The organism is Priestia sp. RMT2NF4, assembly GCF_047872835.1.
In the GTDB taxonomy this organism is placed as follows: domain Bacteria; phylum Bacillota; class Bacilli; order Bacillales; family Bacillaceae_H; genus Priestia; species Priestia zanthoxyli.
On record NZ_JBLQZO010000008.1, the window covers coordinates 87,113 to 109,826 of the forward strand.

Sequence of the window (22,714 nt, forward strand, 5' to 3'; positions counted from 1 at the left end):
GATGAAAAATCATTTAATCTAAAAATTTTGTTAATTTGTAAAATATGTTGCATATGTGTTTAGCACCTTGCGTTTGAATGTCTGTTTCATCAAAAATCATCGGTTTTGCATTCACTTCAAACAGATAATAATGACCTTGGACTGACTTTGCCATATCAAGAGAAAATTCTTCAATGAGAGGGAAGGACTTTTGAAGGACTTGCCCGCACGTATTTACAAAAGACGAAAGAAAGGAAGTATCTACTTCATCTTCAAGATCTTGAGAAGGTGAAATGCTTCCGCCGTTTAACGTATGTGTTGTAATGGATTGATAGGGACTATGTCGAATACCGACGCCGCTAATAACATACCGGCTATCTTTGTGATGCGCTAAAATACGTAAGTCATAGCGCCGGTCTTTGAATGGCTGCGTCTCAATTGCTTCTTGAATGAGATAAGCAGACCTGGGAAGGTCAATTGCTTGTAAAGAAGAAAATTCTTCTTTGCGTGTATGATCTTGATAAATAATCGTATGCTTATCGGAAGATAATCGGAAAATTCCAGCGCCTTTACTGCTGTTAATAGGCTTAAAATAAAGAGAAGAGTGTTTTTGCAGAAGCTTAGCAATATCAATTTCTGGTGTTAAACGATAGGTTTTAGGAAGGTGAGAAGATAATAGTGGATGTTTTGAAAATAACTGATACACTTTCCATTTTGAAAAAAAAGCGGAATTAAAAAGGGGGATGTGCCTGCTTTTTATTTTTTTGTGTAAAGATTTCAGCATTTTGGTTTCTGATTTTCTTCCTGGATAACGATTATATATAACGTTTGGCAGCGGCAAAGTTGTTTTGATCCACTGCTTTTTTGCCCCGTCAAAGCAATACCCTTCAAAGAAGTGATGAGACATTGTTTCTTCAGCGAATAAAGCAAGAAGTCCGCCTTTCTCTTGCAGGGTATGATGTAAGAGTTCTAATAAAGGACGCTGTTTTACATTCAGTTTTTCCAAAACAGCTTTGTTCGTTAAAACTCCCACAATAGGACCTGCTTTTTCTCCTTTTAAACGAAGAAAAGCTTGAGTAGAAGAAATGCTTTGAGTAAAGGGAAGTTCAATTTCTTGAACTCCCCATGTGTAAGATGCTGAAGGATTATTATGAAACCACTGCTGCTTTTCTTTGTGATAGTAAATTGTAATCATATGCTGATGCCTTCAGGTGTATTTAGATAGTATCCAGATAAGTAAATCGCATATTCTAGAGAAAGTTTTCTAGTTTGTTGATCCGCTTTTCGTAAGGCAGGGTGTGAAAAAATAGAGCGACCGGGCTTAGAGTTAGCTTCAAACAGCCACACGTTTCCTTGATAATCCACTCCAAAATCGAATCCAAGCTCTCCAATTAATCCGTTCAACTCCTGTTCAAGTATATGACTAATTGAGATAGCGGCATCTTTTAGCTTATTTTCAATTTCTTTTTTGTAAGAAGGGTTAGTGAATATTTTGGCTGTAGCTTCAATTTCTCCGCCGTAATCAAGATGCGTAGTGATGCTGTTGGGACCGGCTACTTTAGCAGCTAGAGCAGTAAGCACCCATTGGTTATTCCCGTCTTTATTCGTATGCACGCGAAAGTCTACACAGCGCTTTTCTTTTTTGATTAATGAAATACCTTGCTGAGCAATGTATGAAGGATTAGTAAGTAAATATTCAAATTCTGATAATAGTTCCTCTAAGGTTTCTTTTTCTTGAACATGAAGACCTTTTTCTCCTTTGTAAGTCAGCGTGTACATGGAATCCTTAAAAGATAGGGTATAAATGCCGCGGCCTAAGCTTCCGTTTTTCGGCTTTAAATAAACGGTTTGATGAAGAAGCAGAAGTTTTTTTATTTGCTCACACGAAGGACTTTCAACCGTGTAAGGTAACAAATAGGCTGTCTGCTCGTTCAGTTTTAAAAGCTCATGAATTTCCCACTTGTTGAAAAAATCAGGATTAAAAAATGGAATGCCGTAATCAGTCATCATCTTTTCTTTAATGAACTTAAAAGGAGCTAACCCCTCTGTTTTTCGATTTGGCAAACGGTTATATACAACGTTAGGAAGCGGGACTTCATGCTGTGTCCAGCCGCTTTCCTCGTAAAAATAGCCGTTTATGGTCCCGGCTTCCCAGTTGATATGATGAGTTCCAAAAATAAAAGGAAGTCCCCCTGTTATACTTGCAGTAGAAAGAAGTTTAGCTAAGTGAAGGGAACGCTTTCCAATTGGCCGCAGCAGAGAACCAGTAAAACCAGCTGATAACACACCAATTAAAGGTCCTAAGTGAATGGTCTCATTCACAATAATAGGGTGCATCATATGAGCGAAAGGAATTTGCAGTTTTGTCATTAGCTCAGCTGAAATCTGAATTTCTTCACATTCTGAAGATTGTATAAGGCATGGAGCTGTCATTGTTCCAAAAGCTGCTTGTTTCAAGGAGTCTTTGTAAAGAGATGCAGGAACAGAAAGATCGCATCCTAGCTGCTCTACTACAACAAGGCGAGTAAGAGTTTTTTTCATAGCATTACTCCTTACGATACGATAGTGTGTTAGCTAAATAGATGCAGTAAGACAGGACATTTTTATACATGACTTCTTTTTGTTCAGGAGCTGTCTCCATTACGATTTTTCTTCCTGGTTTCGAATTTAAATCTAGAATCCAGATGCTGAAGTCTCTCGAGATACATAAATCAATACCTAATTCAAAAAGAGAAGGAAAATGATTTTCCAGCACGGACGGAATCGTTTTACAAATGGTGTTGATTTCATCCATTACATATTGACGGTGAACGCGAGGGATGCGAGGCAGCAAGTTCTCAAAAGGTACAATAGAGGCTCCTGAACTTACATTTGTTACGATGGAGTCTCGTTCACCTTGTCTAATTCCTCTTCCAATTTCTTTCCAAACACCATCGTTTCCTTTTTGTAATAGCAGTCTTATATCAAAAGGAGTGCGCTCATAAGGGAAAAATGAAATATGGGGCTGAGCAATATACAATACATCACGGGCCGTTTTCGTAAACCAGTTCTTAAACTCCTGAAAAGAGGAAAATAGAATGGTGTTTACAATGTCATTTTGTTGATAAGAAGCTTCAATTTCACGTCCACGCTGTCTTAATTTCACAATTCCTTTACCTTGTGAGCCGTTGGCAGGCTTAATCATTAGGCTATCGTTTGTTCGAAGCAGCTGAACAAGCTGCTCTACACTTTCGATTGGAGTGGTAGGAGGAATATATGAAGATAAATAGCTATCTTTTTTAATGGCTTCATAGACATCTAGCTTATTGGGCAATCCATGGCCTAAAAATGTAACATCTTCCCGCTGTTTAAGCCAGTTTACAATAGGGCGAGCCTTATTAGACAGCGAGTCTTTTCGATAAAAGCAGCGATCGTAAATAAACGAAGGAAGTAAAAAGGAATCTTCTATCCATTTCTTTTGTTGTAAATCGTAGCGGAAGCCTTCAATATTTTCGGTGTTAGGATGAATGTTAAAAGGAGTAAAACGGTATATTTCAATTGAAAACTCAGAAGCATGTTTAGCAATTTCGGTCACATACTCCACTTCTTGCTGTGGGTGAATCGTTAAAAAGCCTAATGAAATCATCGTAAATCCTCCTTGGCAAATTGAAAATTCGTTGCATGCAGACAATAATCAAGCAGTGCTTTTGTTGAGGGACGAACAGAGAAAGCGCTTGAATCTAATTGTTTGGAAGGTTTGACATTTACTTCAATAATCCAAGGCTTTCCTTCTTGATCAATCGCTAAATCAATACCAAATTCTGCATAAAGTTCAGACGGGTGAGAAAGCTGTGTGCAAATTTCAATCGCAATCTCTTTTAAAAGTGAAAGGATATGGCGCGTCGTTTTTGAATCATAGAGCTGAGTTAAAACTTGCTGAGGAGGATGAATATCCCCTCCACGAGCAAGATTTGAGACGAAATTGCCGGGTTTTGATACACGTGTGACAATGGACGTGATTTTCCACATCAAGTCGTCTTTTTTATGACAGAGAATGCGGAAATCAAAAGGGCACTGTTTGTATGTCTGCAGTGAAATTCCTTCTTGGATGAGAAATCCTTGCCTTTTTAATTGACTATAAAGCGTTTCAAATAAGTCATAGAGAGATTCATATTCTTTTTCATACGTCTGTGTAAACGTTGTATAGTCTAAAATATACTTCTCTTTCTTTGAAATTTTAAAAATATTTTTTCCTTGGCTACCATGAACAGGCTTCAGAAAAACATCGTCATGAAGTTCCAAAGCGTCAAGAAGATCTTGACGTGAACGAAGCTGATACGTTTTTGGCAAATATGGAAGCAAGTGTACAACATCTTTAAGCTGTTGAAAAACCGTCCATTTATTTAAGTAGCGTGCGTTAAAGAAAGGAACGTCATGCTCTTTCAAAAATGTTTTAAAGGTTTGAAAATCAGCGCTTTGCTCGGTTTTCCTGGCATGAATCCGGTTGTGTACGATTCCCGGAAAGGGAACGTCTGAATAAACCCATCGATCACCGCGATAAACATATCCTTTAGGGGACAATGACTTCACGTCGCTCAATTTGCTCACATAGCAAAAACACCCTAACTCCTTGCAAGCTTGAACAAATTCCTTACAAAATACAGAAATGGAGCCAAAGGGTTCTTCATCTTCTCGAACTTCTGTTACGATGCTAATCACGGGTCCCATCCTAAACGTGTTCTCTTCGTAAATGCCTCTCAGCTGATGCGTTTCATACGGAAAGCAAAAGTCTGCAAATAGAGCTTCCGACATCATGAAGCAGCATTCTCGATGCTGAAAAACAGTGGCTTTGACTTCTTTCGTGATGGAGCCTACTGTTAACGTAAACTCGTGCTTGCATTTCACACGTGAGAACAGAGCAGAACTAATGTAAATGTCGTCGCTCATATGGTTCTCTAGTGGTTTTAGAGAAATGGTAAAAGTATTCATAAACGAATCCTCTTTTTCTTTCCTTTAGTAGGCGAATGCTGATATATACTATGAGGAATTAGCCCAATCTGTGAAGAGAATTTATCGTTTTCTGAGAAAATAAAGGTCTTAAGCTGAATTTTATATAATAATTTGTTATAGTTAGGGAAGTCAAGAAATTATAGAACTGAATTAGGAGGAACTTAACGTGTCTGTAAACTTACATGATGTAGCAAATGATTTAGAAAAAGCAATTCGTCAAAGCGACGATTACACAAACTTAAAAAACTTATATGCAGCAGTAAACGCTGATCAAGGTTCAAAACAATTATTTGAGCGTTTCCGTACAATGCAAATGGAGCTGCAACAAAAGCAAATGATGGGCCAAGAGATCACTGAAGAAGAAGTTCAGCAAGCTCAACAAACAGTTGCAATCGTTCAACAAGATCAAAATATCGCGAAGCTAATGGAAGCTGAGCAACGTATGAGCATGGTAATTGGTGAATTAAACAAAATTATCATGAAGCCACTTGAAGAACTTTACGGTGCGGCTGAATAAGAGATAGAGAAAAGAGGAAAAGAGAAATCTTTTCCTCTTTTTTTATGCGGAAATTCCTTCTAATTGTGCAGTTCTGCTCATAAGCTTAGTAACAAGGCTACACATGCCGACTATCATGAAAAGGTCATTTATAACCGTATCCTAACGGATTAGACATCTATGAAAGAAGGGGTTCTCATATGGCTTATCGATTGCTAGCGTTGAATATTGATGGAACCATTTTAAATAGCCAAGGGCGCGTTACAAAAGAAACGAAAGACGCAATTCAATTTGTGAAAAATAAAGGGGTTTACGTTACGTTAGTAACAAACAGGCATTTTCCGTCTGCTAAAAAAATTGCTCGATCACTTAAAGTTCATCCAGCAATGCTCATTACTCATAGCGGTGCCTTTATCGGAACATCGATAGACAAACCGATACTAGATAAGAGAATTAGTGAGGAAAAAACATTTAATCTCATTCAGCTTTTTGAAAATTTTAATTGTCATGTCCGCATTTTGCATGAAAGGTTTTCAATTGGAAATCGTGTAAAGCTTCCTAATAATATTGTAGCTAAAAGCGTGTTAAAAACGGGAGAACCGCTCTTTTATCCCGTGCAGTTCGTAGATTCATTAGGAGATACGCTTCGTGATGAACCTGTTTCTACTCCAAAAATAGAAGTGTATTTTGCAGATCGTAGAGAAAAAGAATACGCTGAGCAAACAATTGCCAGTGCAGTTCCGGATATTGAATGGTTTTCGTATCCAAATGAAAATAGATGTTATATTACGCCAAAAGGAGCCACAAAAGCTGCCGGTGTTCGTTATGTAGCAAATCGTCTAGGGATACCGATGGAAGACGTAGTAGCCATTGGAAATTGCTATGATGATGTAGAAACGATTGAACACGCGGGAATGGGTGTGGCCATGGGCAATTCACCAACGGAATTAAAAATGCTTGCGGATTGGGTTACTCGTTCTAATAATGAAAATGGTGTAGCCTATATGGTGAAAGAATTATTTAGAAAGCAGCAGCGTCTTGGTTATCTTCATCAAATTGACAGCTTTCGTTTAAAATAAATAAAAGTATGTTAGTTGAAGGGAAATCCGAACGAAGAATCCAACTCGTTCGGATTTTTTTCATTGGTAGGATAAACGTCAGCTTCACGTATGTAGCTGTTTCTAACTGTTGATTGAAGGGCAAGGCGAAGACTCCTGCGTAAATCAACAGAAGTGTAACAAGCAATTCATATGAGCTTATTTATCCCATTTGTTCGTCTGTAGGTTGAATTAATGTAATTATGGCTCAATCTCTTTTTCCGTTTGTTTCCTGTCCGCGTATTCCCTTGAGCTGAGCACCTTGACCGGACATACGTAGGTTTTGTAAACTGATTACTTAGATAGAATTGATTTGAAAGGTGATTATATTGAACATTTATATAAAAGGTATAGAAGATGAGCGTTTTTTACGTCCGCTTCACCGAATTTCAGATTTGTTTTTTGAAGAAAGCAACGTCTCCTTTGAGGATGATAACGAAGCTCAGCTGAAGGTTGAAGTAGAGCTAAAAGTTCATGAAGAAATTTATGCGAAAGCAGTGCTGCATGATGCTGCAACGGACAAGGTGTTTACAGAAGAGCTTTCTAAATCGTTTACGCCGTATGAAACAGAAAAAGAAAAATTTAAGCAAATAAAAAATGTGGTGCTTCGCGTCTACTTATCTGTGTTACAGGAGTATACAAACATTGTTCAAAAATGGGGTATTTTAACCGGTATACGTCCAACGAAGTTGCTTCATATGAAACTGCAGTCAGGCAAAAGTAAAGAACAAGCACATCGTGAGCTAAAGGAAGAATATTTAATCACTGATGACAAAATTAATTTAATGCAGCATATTGTGGATCGTCAACTAGCAGCTATTCCCGATTTACATGAGTTAAAGAACGAGGTAAGCATTTATATAGGCATTCCGTTTTGTCCGACGAAGTGTGCATACTGTACATTCCCAGCCTATGCGATTAACGGACGTCAAGGATCTGTTACGTCATTTTTAGGCGGCTTGCATTATGAGATGCGTGAAGTAGGGAAATGGTTAAAAGACAATGACGTCAAGATTACAACCGTCTATTATGGCGGAGGCACACCAACGAGCATTACGGCTGAAGAAATGGACATGCTGTATGAAGAGATGTATGAATCGTTCCCTGATGTACAAAATATCCGTGAAATTACGGTAGAAGCAGGAAGACCCGATACGATTACGGAAGAAAAGCTAGCTGTTTTGAACAAATGGAATATTGACCGGATTAGTGTAAATCCGCAGTCTTATATTCAAGAAACCTTAAAAGCTATTGGACGTCATCATACAGTTGAAGAAACGATTGATAAATTTCATCTTTCTCGAAAAATGGGGATGAATAACATTAACATGGACTTAATTATTGGGCTTCCAAATGAAGGTGTAGAAGAATTTCAGCATACGCTAGACGAATCTAAAAAATTGCTTCCTGAATCTTTAACTGTTCATACGCTATCGTTTAAACGCGCGTCTGAAATGACTCAAAATAAACGGAAATACAAAGTAGCAGATCGCTATGAAATTGGTAAAATGATGGATTTAGCGACTGAGTGGACTCAAGAACAAGGATATGAACCTTATTATTTATATCGCCAAAAAAATATTTTAGGTAATTTAGAGAACGTTGGATATTCATTCCCTGGTCAAGAGAGCCTGTACAATATTATGATCATGGAAGAAAAGCAGACGATTATTGGCCTTGGGTGCGGGGCATCCAGTAAGTTCGTGCATCCAGAAACAGGCATTATTACAAGGTTTGCGAATCCAAAAGACCCAAAATCGTACAACGATGGATTCGAGCACTATACGCAAGAGAAACTCAAGATTTTAGATGAATTGTTTAGGAAATAAAAAGGTCACTTTTTAGTGATCTTTTTTATTTTCAGCAGGGAAATGTCGGAATCTGTTGAATATATAAGAAAGTTGTAAGCGTTTTCTTATTATGACGATGCGAGGTGCCGCTTAATGATGAATGTACAGTTAACCGTACCATCTATGATGGAAAGAGCTGAAAAGCTGTTTGGTAAAAAAGAAGTGGTTTCTAAATCTTCAAAAGGGATTCAACGTTTAACTTATAATCAGTTAATAAAACGGACTCGGCAGCTCTCTAGTATGCTAGAACGAATTGGAGTGAAGCGAGGAGAAAGAGTCGGAACGTTTGCATGGAATCATCATAGACATCTAGAGGCTTATTTTGCTGTACCGGGAATAGGCGCTGTGCTTCACACAATTAATATCCGGTTAGATTCTGAGCAAATTGTATACATCATTAACCATGCACGCGATAAAGTCATTTTACTTGATGAATGCTTTTTACCTTTATTTGAAAGCATTCATCAAAGGCTTCCACATGTTGAAGCCTATATCCTTATGTCAGATGAAGGTGAGCTGCCAGAAACAGAGTTGCCAGTGTATCATTACGAAAATTGGATTCAGCAAGGGGATGCATCGCATTCCTTTGTTCAAGATTTAAGCGAAGAAGAACCAGTAGGCCTTTGTTATACCTCTGCTACTACAGGAGAGCCAAAGGGCGTTGTATATTCTCATCGCGCTATTTATTTACACTGTATGGCGCTAGGACTTGCTGATAGTGCTGGATTATCAGAAGGTGATACCGCTATGCCTATCGTTCCAATGTTTCATGTAAATGCATGGGGAATTCCTTTTGCTGCGGTCTGGTTTGGGACAAAGCTCGTGCTGCCGGGCGCTTTTTGTACCTCAGAGACGATTGCCTCTCTCATTGAACAAGAGAAAGTAACTCTTGCTGCAGCAGTACCTACCGTTTGGTTAAATTTTTTACAAGAGTTAGAAAAAAAGCCTTACGCAGTTGATAGTTTGCGGGCTATTTTATGCGGCGGATCAGCGGCCCCAAAAAGCGTCATTCGAGAATTTCAGGAAAAATATCAAATTGAATTTATGCATGCATACGGAATGACGGAAACAAGCCCTGTTGTAACCGTCTCCCGCTTAAAAAGCTATCAGTACAGCGAAGACCCTGAGTATCAGCTCAGCGTAAAAGCGAAGCAAGGTTTCTTAGTTCCTGGCGTTGAAATGAAAGTAATAGGTCAAAATGGAGAAGTTGCTTGGGATGGAGTGGAAATGGGTGAGCTATTACTAAAGGGGCCATGGGTAGCTTCTGAATATTACAAGGATAAAAGAACAGAAGATACGTTTAAAGACGGCTGGCTGTATACGGGAGATATTGTGACGGTTGACGAAGAGGGAACGATCAAAATTGTAGACCGAACAAAAGATTTAATTAAAAGCGGAGGAGAATGGATTTCATCGGTTGATCTAGAAAACGCGCTGATTGCCCATGAATCTGTTTTCGAAGCCTGTGTCATAGCAGTCCCTCATAAGGTGTGGCAAGAGCGTCCAGTTGCTTGTGTCGTGTTAAAAGATGCATATAAAGGTGTCGTTTCGTCAGAAGAGCTGCTCAAATTTTTAGCGCCGCAGTTCGCAAAATGGTGGCTTCCAGATGACATTTTATTTATGGATGAAATCCCAAAGACAACGGTCGGAAAGTTTTTAAAACGTACGCTTCGTGAACAAGTCCTCAATCATTATCAGAAAGGGTGAGTAAATATGACCGTCGAATTAAAAGTAGTAGAACTAGTTTTGCAAGAGCGTGTCGCCACAATTTCGTTTAACAGGCCGGATGCGTTAAATGCATTAAACGAAGAAGTGCTAGAGCAGTTTATTCAATGTTTAAAAGTTGTCGAAGAAAGTGAAGTGGACTTCTTAGTAGTAAAAGGAAACGGAAAAGTGTTTTCAGCAGGGGGAGATATTAATATGATGATGTCACCTTCACAATCAGAACGTTTTGAGCAGGTGATGGATTTAATTAATGAAGCCGTGCTGACTTTATACAGCCTGCCTCAAATGACGATAAGTGTACTGCACGGTGCGGCAGCAGGGCTAGGGCTCAGCATTGCGCTTGCTTCTGATTATATTATTGCAGAAAGACACACGAAAATTGCGATGAACTTTATCGGCATTGCTCTAATTCCAGACGGAGGCGGTCACTTTTTACTAGAAAAGCGCATCGGTTCTCATCGTGCGAAACAGCTGATTTGGGAAGGAAAGACATTAAAAGCAGAGGAAGCTCATCAATTTGGCATAATTGATGAAATAAAAGAAGGAGATTTGGCGAAGCGTGTAGAAGATTATCTCTCATATTGGCTAAAAAAACCTTCACGTGCTTTGAAGGAAACAAAGCGAATTTATGTGGAGACATCTATTTCACAATTAAAGCAAGTGCTTGCGCTTGAGAAAAGAAGTCAGTTTGCTATGAGCCAAAGTTCGGATCATAAGGAAGGTGTACGTGCGTTTCTGGAAAAGCGAGCGCCTGTTTTTAATCAAAGTGAAAAAGATATTTCCGAAAATTAAGTGAACTAGTTTAAAAGCCAATATTTTTGTCTATCATATTGATAGAGCATGTTTAAAAGTTGCAAAACAGTGGTAACACAAGATAATGTAGAAACTAATGAGGTGATTGGAAATGAACAAAACAGATTTAGTAAACGCAGTGGCAACAAAATCAGAGTTAACAAAAGCAGATGCATCTAAAGCAGTTGACGCATTACTAGAAACAATTTCATCAACGCTAGGTGAAGGTGAAAAAATTCAGTTAATCGGCTTCGGTACATTTGAAGTACGCGAGCGTGCTGCTCGTACAGGCCGTAACCCTCAAACGGGTGAAGAAATGCAAATTCCAGCATCAAAAGTACCGGCATTTAAAGCTGGTAAAGAACTAAAAGAAGCTGTAAAGTAATATAAAACGCCGGAAAGCTAAACCTTTCCGGCGTTTTGTATTAACGATGAAATAATACAAGTTTTCCGCTAGAGCTAACGCATCGATGTGTTTTTTCTAAGTAGGCAAGCTCTTCTAACTTTTTGGTGCCGATTGTCTTTGCTTCTGTTTCAGAAGCTGCTTCGAAGCTTTCATCTATTAATTTTTCTCCAGTCTTTTCAAAAGCGGTTAATGTATAAGTACTCATAAAATCTACTCTCCTCTTATAGTATAATTGTAAGCGTATTCAACATATTTCTCGTCTTATTCCTCTAAATCCTGCTAAGGTTTACAGATATCATTTTTTTCCATACAATAAACATAGGTTTATTTACAAAGGAGGAATTAAATGTCTCTTTCTATCCGTGAAGTTTCAAAAAGGTACGGTGAATTTACAGCTGTAAATGAACTATCCTTGCAAATTCCAAAGGGTGAAGTGTTTGGTTTTTTAGGTGCAAACGGTGCTGGCAAAACAACGACGTTTCGAATGATTTTAGGGCTCATTGAACCAACCTCAGGTCACATCCAATGGAATGATAAATCTTTAACTTACAGTAGAAGCCATCTAGTTGGTTACCTTCCAGAAGAAAGGGGATTATATCCGAAATTAAAAGTCAAAGATCAGCTTGTTTATCTAGGACGGCTGCGCGGGATGAAAAAAGCTAACGTGCTGCAAGAAATGGAGCGCTGGTTATCTCGATTTAATATTCCTCAATATGCTTCAAAAAAAGTAGAAGAGCTATCCAAAGGAAATCAGCAAAAAATTCAATTTATCGCTTCCGTTATTCATCGTCCCGAGCTGCTTATTTTAGATGAACCTTTTAGCGGCTTGGATCCTGTAAACGTAGAGGTACTAAAAGAAGCGGTACTTGATTTGAAAAAACGCGGGACGACGATTGTTTTTTCAAGTCATCGAATGGAACATGTGGAAGAACTTTGTGAATATTTATGTATTATGCATCATGGTACGCCTGTTGTATATGGAAGACTGCCGGAGATCAAGCGTTCATTTGGCAAGAAAAACGTCATTATACATGGGAAAGGTCCGTTTGAGAGAATTACGGAGCTTGAAGGTGTTGTAAAGGTGAAAAAAACGGTTGAAGGCATGATTGTTCAAATTCAGCATGAATCCGTATCGCAACTCATTTTTCAAGAACTTAAACATTTTTCATTTGTATCTAAATTTGCAGTGGAAGAGCCTTCATTAAATGATATTTTCATTGAAAAGGTAGGTGCTTCCTATGAATAAATTTTGGGTCATCGTTTTTCATACATATCTTAATAAATTAAAAACAAAATCTTTTATTATTACGACGATTATTACTGCTCTTATTCTAGTTGCTCTTACAAATATGGAGAAAATTATCGACGTTTTTAATTCAGACGATAATGGCACAAATGTGGGTGTCATCTATGAAGTGGAAAGCGTATATACGTTGTTCAAACAAAATGTAAATGCTATGGATTCAGACATTCATTTAAAAGAATTTACGTCTGAGGCTAAGGCAAAGCAAGCGGTAAAAAGCGGGCAGCTCGATAGCTATTTACTTTTATCTTTAAACGATAAGCAGCTGCCTCAAGCTGTGTACAAAGCTAACTCTTTGGCCGAATCAAATCTTTCATCTACCTTAGAACAGGCGGTACAGCAAACAAAAGTGGCTATGGCTACAGTGAAAATTGGTTTAGAAGAAAAGCAAATTGATCAGCTTTACAGCCCTGTTTCATTTAAAAAAGAAGCGTTAGTTGAAAATGCCAAAACAGAACAAGAGCTAAATCAAGCAAGAGGTCTTGTGTATGTTCTGCTGTTTGTTATTTATTTTGCCGTTATCATGTATGGGAGCATGATTGCGATGGAAGTAGCTACTGAAAAATCATCCCGCGTTATGGAGATCCTCGTATCGAGCGTATCACCTATTACACAAATGTTTGCTAAAATCATTGGAATTGCACTGCTCAGCTTAACACAGCTTGCAGTGATACTGAGCGTGGGCTACACATCGTTAAAAGCCAGTGTGGAAACAAATCATAACGGCATCTTTTCTTATCTCGGATTTAATGATGTTCCGCTGACTACATTCGTGTATGCATTTGTCTTTTTCATATTAGGGTACTTTCTTTTTGCTACGCTCGCGGCTTTTTTAGGTTCTCTTGTGAGCCGTATTGAAGATGTACAGCAAATGATTACGCCCATGACCCTTGTGATTGTGGCCGCTTTTTTAATTGCTATGTTTGGACTTGGTGATCCTGAAACCACAATCATTACGGTCACATCTTTTATCCCGTTTTTTGCTCCGATGATTATGTTTTTGCGTGTAGGTATGTTAAATGTTCCTATGTGGGAAGTGAGTGTATCGATAGGGATTTTGGTTGTGACGATTACTGCTTTAGCTATATTTGGTGCCCGTGTGTATAAAGGAGGAGTCCTTATGTATGGTCAATCTACCTCTTTTAAAGATATTAAAAAGGCGCTGCAGTTAACGAAAAAAGAAACATAAAGAAGTGAGAGGCTGAGACAAAAGTAGATTAGTTGAAGGGAGGTCCGGACGAACAATCTAGATTCTTGATGGAGAATCCAACTCGTCCGGATTTTTTTATTGGTATGGTGACCATAGTTTGCATGTATGTAGTTGTTTCAAGCTGTGTATTGGAGAGCAAGACGAAGACTCCTGGGGAGAAAGCGGAAGCGACGAGGAGGCTCAGCGGCTGCCGGAAAGAGAAGTCTTGCACGGAAATCAACAGCGGTGCCTCAAGCGATTCATACTAGCTCCTTTATCCAATCTGTTTGTCTTTAGATTGTATTGATTTTGTTGTGTCATAATCTCATCTCTTATGAAAAAGCGTCTACCCGTGCATTCGGTGCCAAGCGATGGTAAAATGAAATGTAAAGAGCTGTAAATAAGCGGACGAAGCGATAAGAGCTTTGCTATCAAATACATAGAATGAAGTGGTAAGGAGGAAAAGGGCATGACAAAAGGAATTGCTCAATACGAAGTAGGAGAGCAAGTTGATCTTTATTTTTTAATTAAATCCTCAACGAGAGGAATTGCAAGCAATGGAAAACCATTTTTAACGGTAATCCTACAGGATAAAACAGGTGATATTGAAGCCAAGCTGTGGGATGCATCTCCAGATGACGAGGAAAATTATGCTGCTCAAAAGATTGTGCGAGCTGCTGGAGAAGTAATGAATTACCGCGGGCGCAACCAGCTGAAAATACGCAACATTCGTCCTGCACAGCCCCAAGACGGAGTGCGCACATCTGACTTTTTAGAAGTGGCGCCTTTATCTCAAGAAGAAATGGTGGAACATATTACAAAGAGTATATTTGAAATGAAAAATTCAAATGTCCAGCGCATTACTCGCCATTTGTTTAAAAAATATCAAACGGAATTTTTAGAATATCCGGCAGCAACTAAAAATCACCATGAGTTTGTATCGGGGCTTGCCTACCATGTGGTGTCTATGCTGAAGCTGGCTGAGTCATTTTCAACCCTTTATCCAAGCTTAAACCGCGACTTGCTGTACGCTGGAGTTATTCTTCATGACCTTGGCAAAGTATTTGAACTTTCAGGTCCTGTTTCGACGATATACACAGTAGAAGGGAACTTGCTTGGCCATATCTCGATTATGGTGAATGAAATTGGAAAAGCGGCGGAAGAATTAGCGATTGAAGGAGAAGAGGTCATGCTTCTTCAGCACCTTGTATTATCGCATCACGGTAAGGAAGAGTGGGGAAGTCCGAAAAAGCCGTTAATTAAAGAGGCTGAGATGCTTCATTTGATTGACAATGTAGACGCTAAAATGAATATGCTGGACCGAGCATTAACAAAAGTGAAGCCTGGTGAATTTACAGAGCGTATTTTTGCACTTGATAATCGTTCATTTTATAAACCAACGATTGATTAAAAAGGTATAAGTCTTTCTTCCTTCGCATATAGTGGTTGTAAATAACTGTGATGGGGGATCAATATATGGTGACACTACCAATTTGGATTTATTTAGTTGTAGCAGGCATTTTCTTTAGTGGATTTATGGCAATTCGTGCTGCACAACATGATAAGCAAGTGGATGATTCGTTTATTGAAAAAGAGGGACAAGTCTTCATCGAAAGAATGCAAGTGGAAAAAGAAAGACGCAACAGCGATTCTATCTGATTATATAAAAGAGCCTGTCACATGAGTGACAGGCTCTTAGCATTACTGCTGAGGAGTTTCTACGCCAGATTGACTATCTGTCGCACCTTCTTCGAAAATTGGTTTTACATTTTTATCTTTGACTTCCACTTTTGCTTTATCAAGCTCTTTTTGAATCTTCTTGTTCGCTTCTGCTTGATCTACTTTTGAACGTTTGATTTGCTGCTCAAGTTCGGGTTTCTTTTTCTCAAACGATTCTACTTTCTTTTTATCGACTAGTTTAATGATATGGTAGCCGTACTCTGTTTTGATTGGTTTACTTACTTCACCTTTTTTCAGCTTGTAAGCCGCTTCTTCAAATTCTTTAACCATTTGGCCTTCACCGAAGTAGCCTAAATCGCCGCCGTTAGCTGCAGACTGCTGATCCGTTGAATATTCTTTTGCTAGACTAGCAAAGTCCTCGCCTTTTTTGATTTTCGCTTCTACTTCGTTTGCTGTCTTTTCGTCTTTTACTAAAATATGACTTGCGCGAATTTGAGGTTTTTGAGCTTTATATTCATCATAAGCTTTTTTCAGTTCTTTGTCCGATACCTTAATGCCTGCCGTAGCAGCTTTTTCACGGAGAATATCAACTTTTAGCATATCTTTGACTTCTTTTTCGCCTTTTTGCTTAATAACTGAATCCACCTGATCACCGTATTGTTCTCTTAGAATGTTCAGCTGCTGATCAAGCTCTTTATCCGTTACTTTATATTTTTTACTCAATACTTTTTCTTCGGTAACGCTTCGTACGAGTGTATTAAATTGGTCTTGTCCGATTGTATCTTTCATTTGCTTATACAAATCACCTTGAGTGATATTGCCTGCTTTTGTTTCTACAATTACTTTTGAAGAATCGTTAGCATTTGAAGCATCATTTCCCCCACTGCATGCTGATAAAGCAACGAGGCTGGCTGCCGTTGTTAGTGCAACTAAGCTTTTTTTCATACGTAAACACTCCTACTCATCATTTTTACTTATGTAGCTTGACTCAAGATTTACTATATCACATTTCCTGATGTTAGCAAATGAAGTTAAAACCACGTAAATTTACATTTATTTTCCACTAAGCATGGAGTGATTATACGCTTATGATGGCTTTTTTATAAAGCGTTTTCAAAATGGTGGACAAACTCACAGAGTAATCTCCAAACGAGAAGCAAGAGAAATAAATTATGGAGTTTGGGCTAAAAGCCTAGACGTTTTTTGAGCTGATGCATAAGATGCAGTATTAGTAAACAAAGGGGGTGCTCAAATGAGCGGATGCGGATATGGAGGCGGTTTTGCACTATTAGTTGTACTGTTTATCTTATTAGTCATTGTTGGTTGTGCATGTTACCACTAGGAAACAGGTGAATATAAAAGGAAAGGGGCGATAGATATGGGTTCTTACGGATGCGGATACGGCAGTGGATTTGCTCTATTAGTCGTATTATTCATCTTATTAGTTATCATCGGCGCTAGCTGTTTTTGCTAAGCCTATAAAAAAGCGGTGAGACATCTCACCGTTTTTTATGTAAATGATACTTCAATATAAGATGAAACTAATAAAATGGTAATTAATACATTAATCGTACGAAAAACTTTAGGCTGTTTTTCAGCTGGAATTTCTTTTTGAATACACAATGTATTTGTTAGTGCATTGATGTAGAATAAAATGAATAGTGCAAATACAATAAAGAATATGTACATAAAAATCCCCCTAACAAAATCAGTGTGACGAAGACAAAAAGTCTTATAGTCATTTATATAGTACAGCTTTGTATGAATTTACAAATATCTATATTAACATTACCAAAAAAGCGGTAAAATAGATAGTTATATATACAGTTGAGCAAAGAATTTCAAAAGGTATTTACACAGAAATGCGGTTTTTATTTTATAAAGGGTAGTTAAGAAGTTGAGAAATAGGTTTTAAACGAAATAGCAAAGTGAATGGATAAGAAATGAGTAACAATCAGCCATTGTGCAAAAGGATTGTTAAAAAGGACAGAGGGATTTATATTAATATATGCAGTGAGTACATAATCAGTATATGAAAATCTTTATACGGTGCTACTCAAACAGGAAATGTGATTGACGAAGAAAGAATTATTTGGAAGAACATGAATGAATCATGTACAATATGGAGTAGAGATATATGAACGTTGAAGGAGTAGGGGAAGCGGATGGAAACTTTAGAATCTCGAGTATCACGTTTAGAATATTACATAAAACTGTTATCTGGGACATCTGAACAAGAAGCTAAACCATTTATTGATTTAGTGGTAAGAAATCAGCTTACAAAGAGGGAAGTAGAGGAAATTTTAATTCTGTGTGAAGATACAAAAAACGAATATATTGAGCAAAAAGCGGAAGGCCTAACAGACTTTGTTCCGCTTCTTACACAATTTGTTGGTATGCTGAATTATAAATTAACTCCCAGAGAGACGGTCGAATCGCTTCGTTATCAACCTTCTTATCAAGATGTGATGAATGAATTTTTTGAAATTATTCAATGGATAAGGGACTAACCATTAAGAGTTTGAAATAGTCTCCTGGTGGTTCTCTTTATCTTTCTTGACAAGCTTGCCATCTTCTTCAGTGAATTCTTCTTCGATATGATGGAAAGATCGCTCGAAGATATCCATAAAATCTTCACCGTAAATTTTGCGGATGACGGTCATTAGTTCCATAAACTCAGGGAATTTGCCGTACAAGTCGCGCAACGGAAGTGCGCCGCTGAATACTGAATTATTAGAAGGCTCGTAATGTTCCATTAAATCCAGTAAAATGGCCTCGCCTTTATCTGTCAGCTGAATGTACGTATTTCGCTTGTCGCTTTCTTTTTTAGAAAACTCAAGTAAACCTCGTTCTTCTAGTTTTTTGGAGAAGTTAAATGCAGTAGAAACATGCATAACTCCAAACTTGGCAATTTCGGAAATGGAAGCCCCGTTTAAATGATATGAAATCCACAAAATATGATGCTCGTTAATATTAAGGTCATAAGGCTTAATCCATTGCTGCCAATCCTTCTCTACGGTTTTCCAAAGGGCTTTACTTAATTGGGCAATACGTTGGCTAAATAGAAGTGCTTCTTTCAAACTGTAATCCTGATCACTAGTCTTTTTCATCTTCTCCCACCTACTTAGTCTCTTTTTTTATTTATCTTCTATTATGCCAATAAAATAAAAAATTATAAAGATGTAAATTTACAAAATTTTAAAAAATTAAAAAAGAAGGCGCTTTAACCTTCTTTTTTGTCAATTTTTTCATTGGGATTTTTAGTTGTCTGTACATGTTCCTCTAGGTTTGACAAAGAATTTTGGATTTCTTTCAAATGATGCTGAATGGATTCCTTATGAGGGACAATTTCTTCTTTAAACTGACCAAGGGTAGTAGAAAGGTCACTTGCGATATTTTTCACTATAGTATTTCCTTCTCTGGCGGTCATTTGTACTTGTTGAGAAACAGCTTTTATTTTTGTTGAGAGCTCTTGTTGTGAAGCGTTAACTCGGTCTTTTCGAGAACTGACACGCTGTTTAAGTTCTCGTCCTGAATATGGAGTAATAAGAAGCGTTGTAATAGCGGCTACGGTGCTTCCGATTGCTGCTCCAGCTGCTAGTTTTTTCATTCTACTCATTATTTATTTCCTCCTATGTAGTAAAGTAATTGCTAACACTTCCTTCTGACATAATCATAAAAAAATAGCATAGATTTATACAAAAGAAGGAGGTTATCAACATGGGATAGCTTTATTTATTCTTTTGATGATTAGCCTGAGTTTTTTTCTGGCTGCCTTTAAATGGTTTAGCCTTACGACTAGAACGGCATCATATCCACCTAAACATGTGCTTAAACAAAAGTCTCTTACATGTGCGACAGTGGCTTTTGCGAGTTTTTTATTGGCGCTTATACTTTATTATGTAACCTAGGATGGGGAACTTAAACCTTTATTACATAGTAAGTCTTCATACCTATTGTATGAGCTGCAAATGAAATTTAAGTGAAAAGCATCCTGTATCATTTCTTTTTAAACAACAAGTTAAGAGCCGGACTTTAGATTGTCTCTAAAAGATCAGCAACATACTATAAATGAACCGTTTTATCTAAAGGTCCGCCACGCTTTGGCGGGCCTTAGCTTTTGGTGTAAAAAAAGAGCCTGATTCTTAACTAAATCAGGCTCTTGACGTTACGATAATTTTGCTTTGATGCTTGTGCGTTTTAGAACGGATTGAACAATTGGATAAATAACGACCATAACGATTGTATTCACTACTGTTGCAGGTAATACAACCGCAGCAACAAGCGCCATGACGCTGTTTCCGCCCGGTAAGCCGACGATTAGCGCGGCAGCAGACAAGAACACGGTTCCTGATACGAGCGTGCCAACAGCTGTTAAAGCAGCGGCAACTGGTGTTTTGATGCCTGTTGCTTTTTTCACAAGCATAAATAATGCAAAGAAAACAAATGCTGTAATTGGTTTATCAATTATGTTTGCAATATGTCCTCCCGGGAAACTAGACGTTAAAGCAGAAATAAAAGCTGTTGTGAAGCTTACTAGTACTACATTTTTTACGCTAGGAAACAACAGGATTGCTAAAAACATCATTGTTAACATCATATCTGGCTTCATTCCAAATAAAATAGGAGGTACCACCGTGTGGAGAACCGCTCCAATTCCGACTAATAACGCTAAAGAAACTAAAACTTTTGTATTCATTTCTCATCTCTCCTCTTCTAAGCTAAGCTCGAAATATACCAATAGTGCGTCTATGCCCATTGCATATATTTACATACTGATTATAACATATTTATGTGAAAAAAGAATCAGCTAATTCTGCCAATTACGCGTTTGCCTGCGCAAATTCATCCATAAAGACGGCAAGAGCTTCACACGCTTCAAGCGGCACAGCATTGTAAATAGAAGCGCGGCATCCGCCGATTGAACGGTGTCCAGCTAATCCTACAAAGCCTTTTTCTTTTGCTTGCTGTAAAAACTCAGCCGTTAGCTCATCGTTTGGTAAAGTAAACGTGACATTCATAATTGAACGGCTTTCCTCTGTAGCGTGAGGAGTATAGAAACCGTTTGAACGTTCCATGCTTGCGTAGAGTAACTTAGCTTTTTTATGATTTTGAGCTTCAATGGCTTTAACGCCCCCTTGTTCTTTAATCCAATCTAAAACAAGTGAAAGCATATAAATACCAAACGTTGGAGGAGTGTTGTAAAGAGAATTGCTCTTTACGTGAGTCTCATAGTTCAGCATTGTTGGTAAACCTTCAGGGATACGTTTAAGCAATTCTTTCTTCAAAATGACAACTGTTACACCAGATGGTCCGAGGTTTTTCTGAGCACCAGCATAAATGAGTGAGAACTTAGATACATCAATTTGACGGCAAAGAATGTCGCTTGACATGTCAGCAATTAAGTCTACTCCTTCAATAGAAGGGTAGTCAGCCCATTGTGTACCAAAAATGGTATTATTGGACGTGATATGCAAGTATCCAATCTCTTCTTTTGGAAGCTTTATATCATCTAAAGCTGGAATAGAGCGGTAGTTCTCTTCTTTAGTAGAAGCAACCACTGCTGTTTTTCCAAGTTTCTTTGCTTCTTTTAACGCTTTTTCCGACCATGATCCCGTTAGCACATATGCCCCGACTTGATCAGGAGCTAAAAAGTTCATTGGAATCATAGAGAATTGCAGGCTTGCTCCGCCCTGCAGGAATAAAATTTCATGTGTATCTGGAATATTAAGCAATTCCGTTAGTGTTTCTTTAGCATGTGTTAATACATCTTCAAACTCTTTGCTGCGATGTGATAATTCCATCACAGACATACCTGTATTTTTGAAGTTAACTAGCTCCTCTTGAGCAAGTTGTAAGACAGGTAGGGGAAGCGCAGATGGACCTGCATTAAAATTATAAGCTCTGTTTAACGTAATCACATTAATTCCTCCTCAAATTAGTTCGAACACTCATCATACAAAATGGCTAATGACTGATGTCAGAAAGAATATCATTATACTATCATGAAAACCATTGGTTGTGGAGGTAACTTTTCAAAAATTTAAATTAATCTGTAAAGAGAAAATAATAGAAAAAAGATAAATAAAAAGTATACGTAAACATGTTTTGGCAAACATGTAAATGAAATGTTTATATGCTATACTGATGGAAGAAATAATGTGGAGGAACAGAATGAGAGTATTAAAATATGCAATATTAGGGCTCTTAAATCAGGAGGAGCTCAGCGGGTATGACATTACCAGACTTTTTAAAGAAGAGGTTGGTAATTTTTGGAGCGCTAAACACAGCCAGATTTATCCCGAGCTAAAGCGATTAACAGAAGAGGGATTTATTCGCTATGAAACGGTGATTCAAGGCAAAAAATTAGAAAAAAAGATGTATTCGATAACGGAAGAAGGAAGAGTCGAGCTAAGCAAGTGGCTCACTACGATTGATCCTATTCCTGAAACAACTAAAGATGAATTTATGTTAAAAGCTTATTTTGCTTCATCCATGTCAATAGAAGAGTTAAAGCAACAAATAGATAACCAATTATCAAGCAGGAAAATGAAGCTGACTTTTTTAAAGAAACGAATGGATGATCTTTTAGAAGAAGTTAATCACCACATTACCGTTTCTTCTCCTCAATTTGGTCATTACTTGGTGCTATCTCGCGCTCAAGACCGGGAGACAAGCTATATCAATTGGCTTGAACGTACGCTGAATTTAATTGAAAAAGAACAATAAGAAAAGGTGAGCAGATCATGAGTTGGTGCATAAAATCATTTCAAGAGCTGACAAACGATGAGCTTTATGAAATTCTACAGCTTCGCACCTCTATTTTTGTTGTGGAACAGAAGTGTGCTTACTTAGAAGTAGATGGAAAAGACAAATTTGCTTATCATTTGTTCAAAAAAGAAGATGAGAAAATTATCGCATACCTTAGAGTTTTACCAAAAGGAATTAGCTATAAGGAAGCTTCTCTTGGACGTATTATTGTAAAACAAGCACAGCGCGGTACAGGTCTCGGAAGAGAACTAGTAGCAAGAGGAATTGCTTTTCTAGAGAATGAATTGCACGAGAAGACAATTAAAATTCAAGCTCAAAGCAGACTTCAAACATTTTATGAATCGTTTGGTTTTAGACCTATTTCCGATATTTATTCAGATGAAGGACTCCCACACGTCGATATGCTAAAGACACCTTAGAAACTTCACCATTTGTGT

Annotated in this window: 27 protein-coding genes; 16 read left to right on the forward strand and 11 right to left on the reverse strand. The window is 37.9% G+C overall.

Going from position 1 to position 22,714, the window contains the following annotated elements:
* Positions 1 to 13: 13 nt before the first annotated feature.
* Genes ACMX9J_RS23945 through ACMX9J_RS23960 form a run of 4 tightly spaced genes read right to left on the reverse strand, consistent with a single transcriptional unit; the run spans position 14 to position 4,947 of the window.
* Positions 14 to 1,174: a YheC/YheD family protein gene (locus ACMX9J_RS23945; protein WP_416226275.1), complete on the reverse strand. Its 1,161-nt coding sequence runs from the start codon at positions 1,172 to 1,174 to the stop codon at positions 14 to 16.
* Entirely contained in the window at positions 1,171 to 2,520 is a 1,350-nt protein-coding gene (locus ACMX9J_RS23950) for a YheC/YheD family protein (protein ID WP_255899021.1), read from the reverse strand. Before ACMX9J_RS23950 ends, ACMX9J_RS23945 begins: the two co-directional genes overlap by 4 nt.
* 4 nt (positions 2,521 to 2,524) lie before the next feature.
* The gene (locus ACMX9J_RS23955) at positions 2,525 to 3,604 is read right to left on the reverse strand and encodes a YheC/YheD family protein (RefSeq protein WP_416226276.1); all 1,080 of its coding nucleotides are present in this window, start codon (positions 3,602 to 3,604) and stop codon (positions 2,525 to 2,527) included.
* Positions 3,601 to 4,947 (reverse strand): YheC/YheD family protein, encoded by a 1,347-nt coding sequence (locus tag ACMX9J_RS23960; RefSeq protein WP_416226277.1) that lies wholly within the window; start codon positions 4,945 to 4,947, stop codon positions 3,601 to 3,603. Before ACMX9J_RS23960 ends, ACMX9J_RS23955 begins: the two co-directional genes overlap by 4 nt.
* Before the next feature lie 187 nt (positions 4,948 to 5,134).
* Between ACMX9J_RS23960 and ACMX9J_RS23965 the strand changes: the two genes are divergently transcribed.
* The 6 genes from ACMX9J_RS23965 (at position 5,135) to ACMX9J_RS23990 (ending at position 11,313) form a co-directional block, all read left to right on the forward strand.
* On the forward strand, positions 5,135 to 5,485 hold the full coding sequence (locus ACMX9J_RS23965; protein WP_013055299.1) for a YlbF family regulator: 351 nt from the start codon (positions 5,135 to 5,137) through the stop codon (positions 5,483 to 5,485).
* 179 nt (positions 5,486 to 5,664) lie between these two features.
* A complete protein-coding gene (locus tag ACMX9J_RS23970; RefSeq protein WP_028412564.1) occupies positions 5,665 to 6,543 on the forward strand; it encodes a Cof-type HAD-IIB family hydrolase in 879 nt (292 codons plus the stop codon).
* 344 nt (positions 6,544 to 6,887) lie between these two features.
* Entirely contained in the window at positions 6,888 to 8,390 is a 1,503-nt protein-coding gene (locus ACMX9J_RS23975) for a coproporphyrinogen III oxidase (RefSeq protein ID WP_182029536.1), read from the forward strand.
* Positions 8,391 to 8,504: 114 nt separating this feature from the next.
* Positions 8,505 to 10,118 carry a long-chain fatty acid--CoA ligase gene (locus ACMX9J_RS23980; RefSeq protein ID WP_416226278.1) on the forward strand — a complete coding sequence of 538 codons (1,614 nt, stop codon included), beginning with the start codon at positions 8,505 to 8,507 and terminating at the stop codon, positions 10,116 to 10,118.
* Between the two features lie 6 nt (positions 10,119 to 10,124).
* Positions 10,125 to 10,928: an enoyl-CoA hydratase gene (locus ACMX9J_RS23985; protein ID WP_028412561.1), complete on the forward strand. Its 804-nt coding sequence runs from the start codon at positions 10,125 to 10,127 to the stop codon at positions 10,926 to 10,928.
* Positions 10,929 to 11,040: 112 nt separating this feature from the next.
* The gene (locus ACMX9J_RS23990; protein WP_013055305.1) at positions 11,041 to 11,313 is read left to right on the forward strand and encodes an HU family DNA-binding protein; all 273 of its coding nucleotides are present in this window, start codon (positions 11,041 to 11,043) and stop codon (positions 11,311 to 11,313) included.
* A gap of 40 nt (positions 11,314 to 11,353) precedes the next feature.
* Here the strand turns inward: ACMX9J_RS23990 and ACMX9J_RS23995 are convergent, their stop codons facing one another.
* Complete coding sequence (locus tag ACMX9J_RS23995) at positions 11,354 to 11,539, reverse strand: YhzD family protein (protein ID WP_028412560.1); 186 nt, start codon at positions 11,537 to 11,539, stop codon at positions 11,354 to 11,356.
* 141 nt (positions 11,540 to 11,680) lie between these two features.
* On the opposite strand from ACMX9J_RS23995, the gene ACMX9J_RS24000 reads away from it, so the two are divergent.
* The 5 genes from ACMX9J_RS24000 (at position 11,681) to ACMX9J_RS24020 (ending at position 15,485) form a co-directional block, all read left to right on the forward strand.
* Positions 11,681 to 12,580 (forward strand): ABC transporter ATP-binding protein, encoded by a 900-nt coding sequence (locus ACMX9J_RS24000; RefSeq protein WP_028412559.1) that lies wholly within the window; start codon positions 11,681 to 11,683, stop codon positions 12,578 to 12,580.
* Positions 12,573 to 13,826 carry an ABC transporter permease gene (locus tag ACMX9J_RS24005; RefSeq protein ID WP_048020592.1) on the forward strand — a complete coding sequence of 418 codons (1,254 nt, stop codon included), beginning with the start codon at positions 12,573 to 12,575 and terminating at the stop codon, positions 13,824 to 13,826. The genes ACMX9J_RS24000 and ACMX9J_RS24005 overlap by 8 nt, the downstream gene beginning before the upstream one ends.
* Before the next feature lie 118 nt (positions 13,827 to 13,944).
* Positions 13,945 to 14,133 carry a hypothetical protein gene (locus ACMX9J_RS24010; protein WP_186807963.1) on the forward strand — a complete coding sequence of 63 codons (189 nt, stop codon included), beginning with the start codon at positions 13,945 to 13,947 and terminating at the stop codon, positions 14,131 to 14,133.
* 162 nt (positions 14,134 to 14,295) lie between these two features.
* Positions 14,296 to 15,237 carry a 3'-5' exoribonuclease YhaM gene (gene yhaM / locus ACMX9J_RS24015; protein ID WP_013055309.1) on the forward strand — a complete coding sequence of 314 codons (942 nt, stop codon included), beginning with the start codon at positions 14,296 to 14,298 and terminating at the stop codon, positions 15,235 to 15,237.
* A gap of 65 nt (positions 15,238 to 15,302) precedes the next feature.
* Positions 15,303 to 15,485 carry a sporulation YhaL family protein gene (locus ACMX9J_RS24020; RefSeq protein ID WP_013055310.1) on the forward strand — a complete coding sequence of 61 codons (183 nt, stop codon included), beginning with the start codon at positions 15,303 to 15,305 and terminating at the stop codon, positions 15,483 to 15,485.
* A 42-nt stretch (positions 15,486 to 15,527) separates the two neighbouring features.
* Here the strand turns inward: ACMX9J_RS24020 and ACMX9J_RS24025 are convergent, their stop codons facing one another.
* Positions 15,528 to 16,451 (reverse strand): peptidylprolyl isomerase, encoded by a 924-nt coding sequence (locus tag ACMX9J_RS24025; protein WP_013055311.1) that lies wholly within the window; start codon positions 16,449 to 16,451, stop codon positions 15,528 to 15,530.
* A 307-nt stretch (positions 16,452 to 16,758) separates the two neighbouring features.
* Here ACMX9J_RS24025 and ACMX9J_RS24030 point away from each other — a divergent pair, with 307 nt between their 5' ends.
* Together ACMX9J_RS24030 and ACMX9J_RS24035 are read left to right on the forward strand one after the other, a co-directional pair.
* Complete coding sequence (locus ACMX9J_RS24030; protein WP_074682953.1) at positions 16,759 to 16,848, forward strand: YjcZ family sporulation protein; 90 nt, start codon at positions 16,759 to 16,761, stop codon at positions 16,846 to 16,848.
* Positions 16,849 to 16,884: 36 nt separating this feature from the next.
* Positions 16,885 to 16,980, forward strand: coding sequence for a YjcZ family sporulation protein (locus ACMX9J_RS24035; RefSeq protein WP_016762974.1), 96 nt, complete (start codon positions 16,885 to 16,887; stop codon positions 16,978 to 16,980).
* A gap of 35 nt (positions 16,981 to 17,015) precedes the next feature.
* On the opposite strand, the gene ACMX9J_RS24040 is transcribed toward ACMX9J_RS24035, so the two are convergent.
* On the reverse strand, positions 17,016 to 17,195 hold the full coding sequence (locus ACMX9J_RS24040) for a hypothetical protein (protein WP_013055312.1): 180 nt from the start codon (positions 17,193 to 17,195) through the stop codon (positions 17,016 to 17,018).
* A 476-nt stretch (positions 17,196 to 17,671) separates the two neighbouring features.
* Here ACMX9J_RS24040 and ACMX9J_RS24045 point away from each other — a divergent pair, with 476 nt between their 5' ends.
* A complete protein-coding gene (locus tag ACMX9J_RS24045; protein WP_028412557.1) occupies positions 17,672 to 18,016 on the forward strand; it encodes a DUF1878 family protein in 345 nt (114 codons plus the stop codon).
* A 3-nt stretch (positions 18,017 to 18,019) separates the two neighbouring features.
* Here ACMX9J_RS24045 and ACMX9J_RS24050 read toward each other — a convergent pair whose 3' ends face one another.
* The 4 genes from ACMX9J_RS24050 to serC all read right to left on the reverse strand — a co-directional run bounded on the left by ACMX9J_RS24050 (position 18,020) and on the right by serC (position 21,427).
* A complete protein-coding gene (locus ACMX9J_RS24050; protein WP_014461677.1) occupies positions 18,020 to 18,616 on the reverse strand; it encodes an HTH-type transcriptional regulator Hpr in 597 nt (198 codons plus the stop codon).
* Positions 18,617 to 18,729: 113 nt separating this feature from the next.
* A complete protein-coding gene (locus ACMX9J_RS24055; RefSeq protein ID WP_028412556.1) occupies positions 18,730 to 19,125 on the reverse strand; it encodes a YtxH domain-containing protein in 396 nt (131 codons plus the stop codon).
* A 549-nt stretch (positions 19,126 to 19,674) separates the two neighbouring features.
* A complete protein-coding gene (locus tag ACMX9J_RS24060) occupies positions 19,675 to 20,205 on the reverse strand; it encodes a tryptophan transporter (RefSeq protein WP_033580647.1) in 531 nt (176 codons plus the stop codon).
* Positions 20,206 to 20,329: 124 nt separating this feature from the next.
* Positions 20,330 to 21,427, reverse strand: a complete 1,098-nt coding sequence (gene serC / locus ACMX9J_RS24065) for a 3-phosphoserine/phosphohydroxythreonine transaminase (protein WP_033580646.1) — start codon at positions 21,425 to 21,427, stop codon at positions 20,330 to 20,332.
* A 253-nt stretch (positions 21,428 to 21,680) separates the two neighbouring features.
* Here serC and ACMX9J_RS24070 point away from each other — a divergent pair, with 253 nt between their 5' ends.
* Together ACMX9J_RS24070 and ACMX9J_RS24075 are read left to right on the forward strand one after the other, a co-directional pair.
* Positions 21,681 to 22,235 (forward strand): PadR family transcriptional regulator, encoded by a 555-nt coding sequence (locus tag ACMX9J_RS24070; RefSeq protein ID WP_028412553.1) that lies wholly within the window; start codon positions 21,681 to 21,683, stop codon positions 22,233 to 22,235.
* Positions 22,236 to 22,252: 17 nt separating this feature from the next.
* A complete protein-coding gene (locus ACMX9J_RS24075) occupies positions 22,253 to 22,696 on the forward strand; it encodes a GNAT family N-acetyltransferase (protein WP_034267989.1) in 444 nt (147 codons plus the stop codon).
* Positions 22,697 to 22,714 lie beyond the last annotated feature (18 nt).

Excerpts from the sequence above, each read along its gene's own strand:
- ACMX9J_RS23945 (WP_416226275.1), bottom strand. The coding sequence starts at position 1,174 with ATGATTACAATTTACTATCACAAAGAAAAGCAGCAGTGGTTTCATAAT.
- ACMX9J_RS23950 (WP_255899021.1), bottom strand. The coding sequence starts at position 2,520 with ATGAAAAAAACTCTTACTCGCCTTGTTGTAGTAGAGCAGCTAGGATGC.
- ACMX9J_RS23955 (WP_416226276.1), bottom strand. The coding sequence starts at position 3,604 with ATGATTTCATTAGGCTTTTTAACGATTCACCCACAGCAAGAAGTGGAG.
- ACMX9J_RS23960 (WP_416226277.1), bottom strand. The coding sequence starts at position 4,947 with ATGAATACTTTTACCATTTCTCTAAAACCACTAGAGAACCATATGAGC.
- ACMX9J_RS23970 (WP_028412564.1), top strand. The coding sequence starts at position 5,665 with ATGGCTTATCGATTGCTAGCGTTGAATATTGATGGAACCATTTTAAAT.
- ACMX9J_RS23980 (WP_416226278.1), top strand. The coding sequence starts at position 8,505 with ATGATGAATGTACAGTTAACCGTACCATCTATGATGGAAAGAGCTGAA.
- ACMX9J_RS23985 (WP_028412561.1), top strand. The coding sequence starts at position 10,125 with ATGACCGTCGAATTAAAAGTAGTAGAACTAGTTTTGCAAGAGCGTGTC.
- ACMX9J_RS23990 (WP_013055305.1), top strand. The coding sequence starts at position 11,041 with ATGAACAAAACAGATTTAGTAAACGCAGTGGCAACAAAATCAGAGTTA.
- ACMX9J_RS23995 (WP_028412560.1), bottom strand. The coding sequence starts at position 11,539 with ATGAGTACTTATACATTAACCGCTTTTGAAAAGACTGGAGAAAAATTA.
- ACMX9J_RS24000 (WP_028412559.1), top strand. The coding sequence starts at position 11,681 with ATGTCTCTTTCTATCCGTGAAGTTTCAAAAAGGTACGGTGAATTTACA.
- ACMX9J_RS24005 (WP_048020592.1), top strand. The coding sequence starts at position 12,573 with ATGAATAAATTTTGGGTCATCGTTTTTCATACATATCTTAATAAATTA.
- yhaM (WP_013055309.1), top strand. The coding sequence starts at position 14,296 with ATGACAAAAGGAATTGCTCAATACGAAGTAGGAGAGCAAGTTGATCTT.
- ACMX9J_RS24020 (WP_013055310.1), top strand. The coding sequence starts at position 15,303 with ATGGTGACACTACCAATTTGGATTTATTTAGTTGTAGCAGGCATTTTC.
- ACMX9J_RS24025 (WP_013055311.1), bottom strand. The coding sequence starts at position 16,451 with ATGAAAAAAAGCTTAGTTGCACTAACAACGGCAGCCAGCCTCGTTGCT.
- ACMX9J_RS24030 (WP_074682953.1), top strand. The coding sequence starts at position 16,759 with ATGAGCGGATGCGGATATGGAGGCGGTTTTGCACTATTAGTTGTACTG.
- ACMX9J_RS24035 (WP_016762974.1), top strand. The coding sequence starts at position 16,885 with ATGGGTTCTTACGGATGCGGATACGGCAGTGGATTTGCTCTATTAGTC.
- ACMX9J_RS24040 (WP_013055312.1), bottom strand. The coding sequence starts at position 17,195 with ATGTACATATTCTTTATTGTATTTGCACTATTCATTTTATTCTACATC.
- ACMX9J_RS24045 (WP_028412557.1), top strand. The coding sequence starts at position 17,672 with ATGGAAACTTTAGAATCTCGAGTATCACGTTTAGAATATTACATAAAA.
- ACMX9J_RS24050 (WP_014461677.1), bottom strand. The coding sequence starts at position 18,616 with ATGAAAAAGACTAGTGATCAGGATTACAGTTTGAAAGAAGCACTTCTA.
- ACMX9J_RS24055 (WP_028412556.1), bottom strand. The coding sequence starts at position 19,125 with ATGAGTAGAATGAAAAAACTAGCAGCTGGAGCAGCAATCGGAAGCACC.
- ACMX9J_RS24060 (WP_033580647.1), bottom strand. The coding sequence starts at position 20,205 with ATGAATACAAAAGTTTTAGTTTCTTTAGCGTTATTAGTCGGAATTGGA.
- ACMX9J_RS24070 (WP_028412553.1), top strand. The coding sequence starts at position 21,681 with ATGAGAGTATTAAAATATGCAATATTAGGGCTCTTAAATCAGGAGGAG.
- ACMX9J_RS24075 (WP_034267989.1), top strand. The coding sequence starts at position 22,253 with ATGAGTTGGTGCATAAAATCATTTCAAGAGCTGACAAACGATGAGCTT.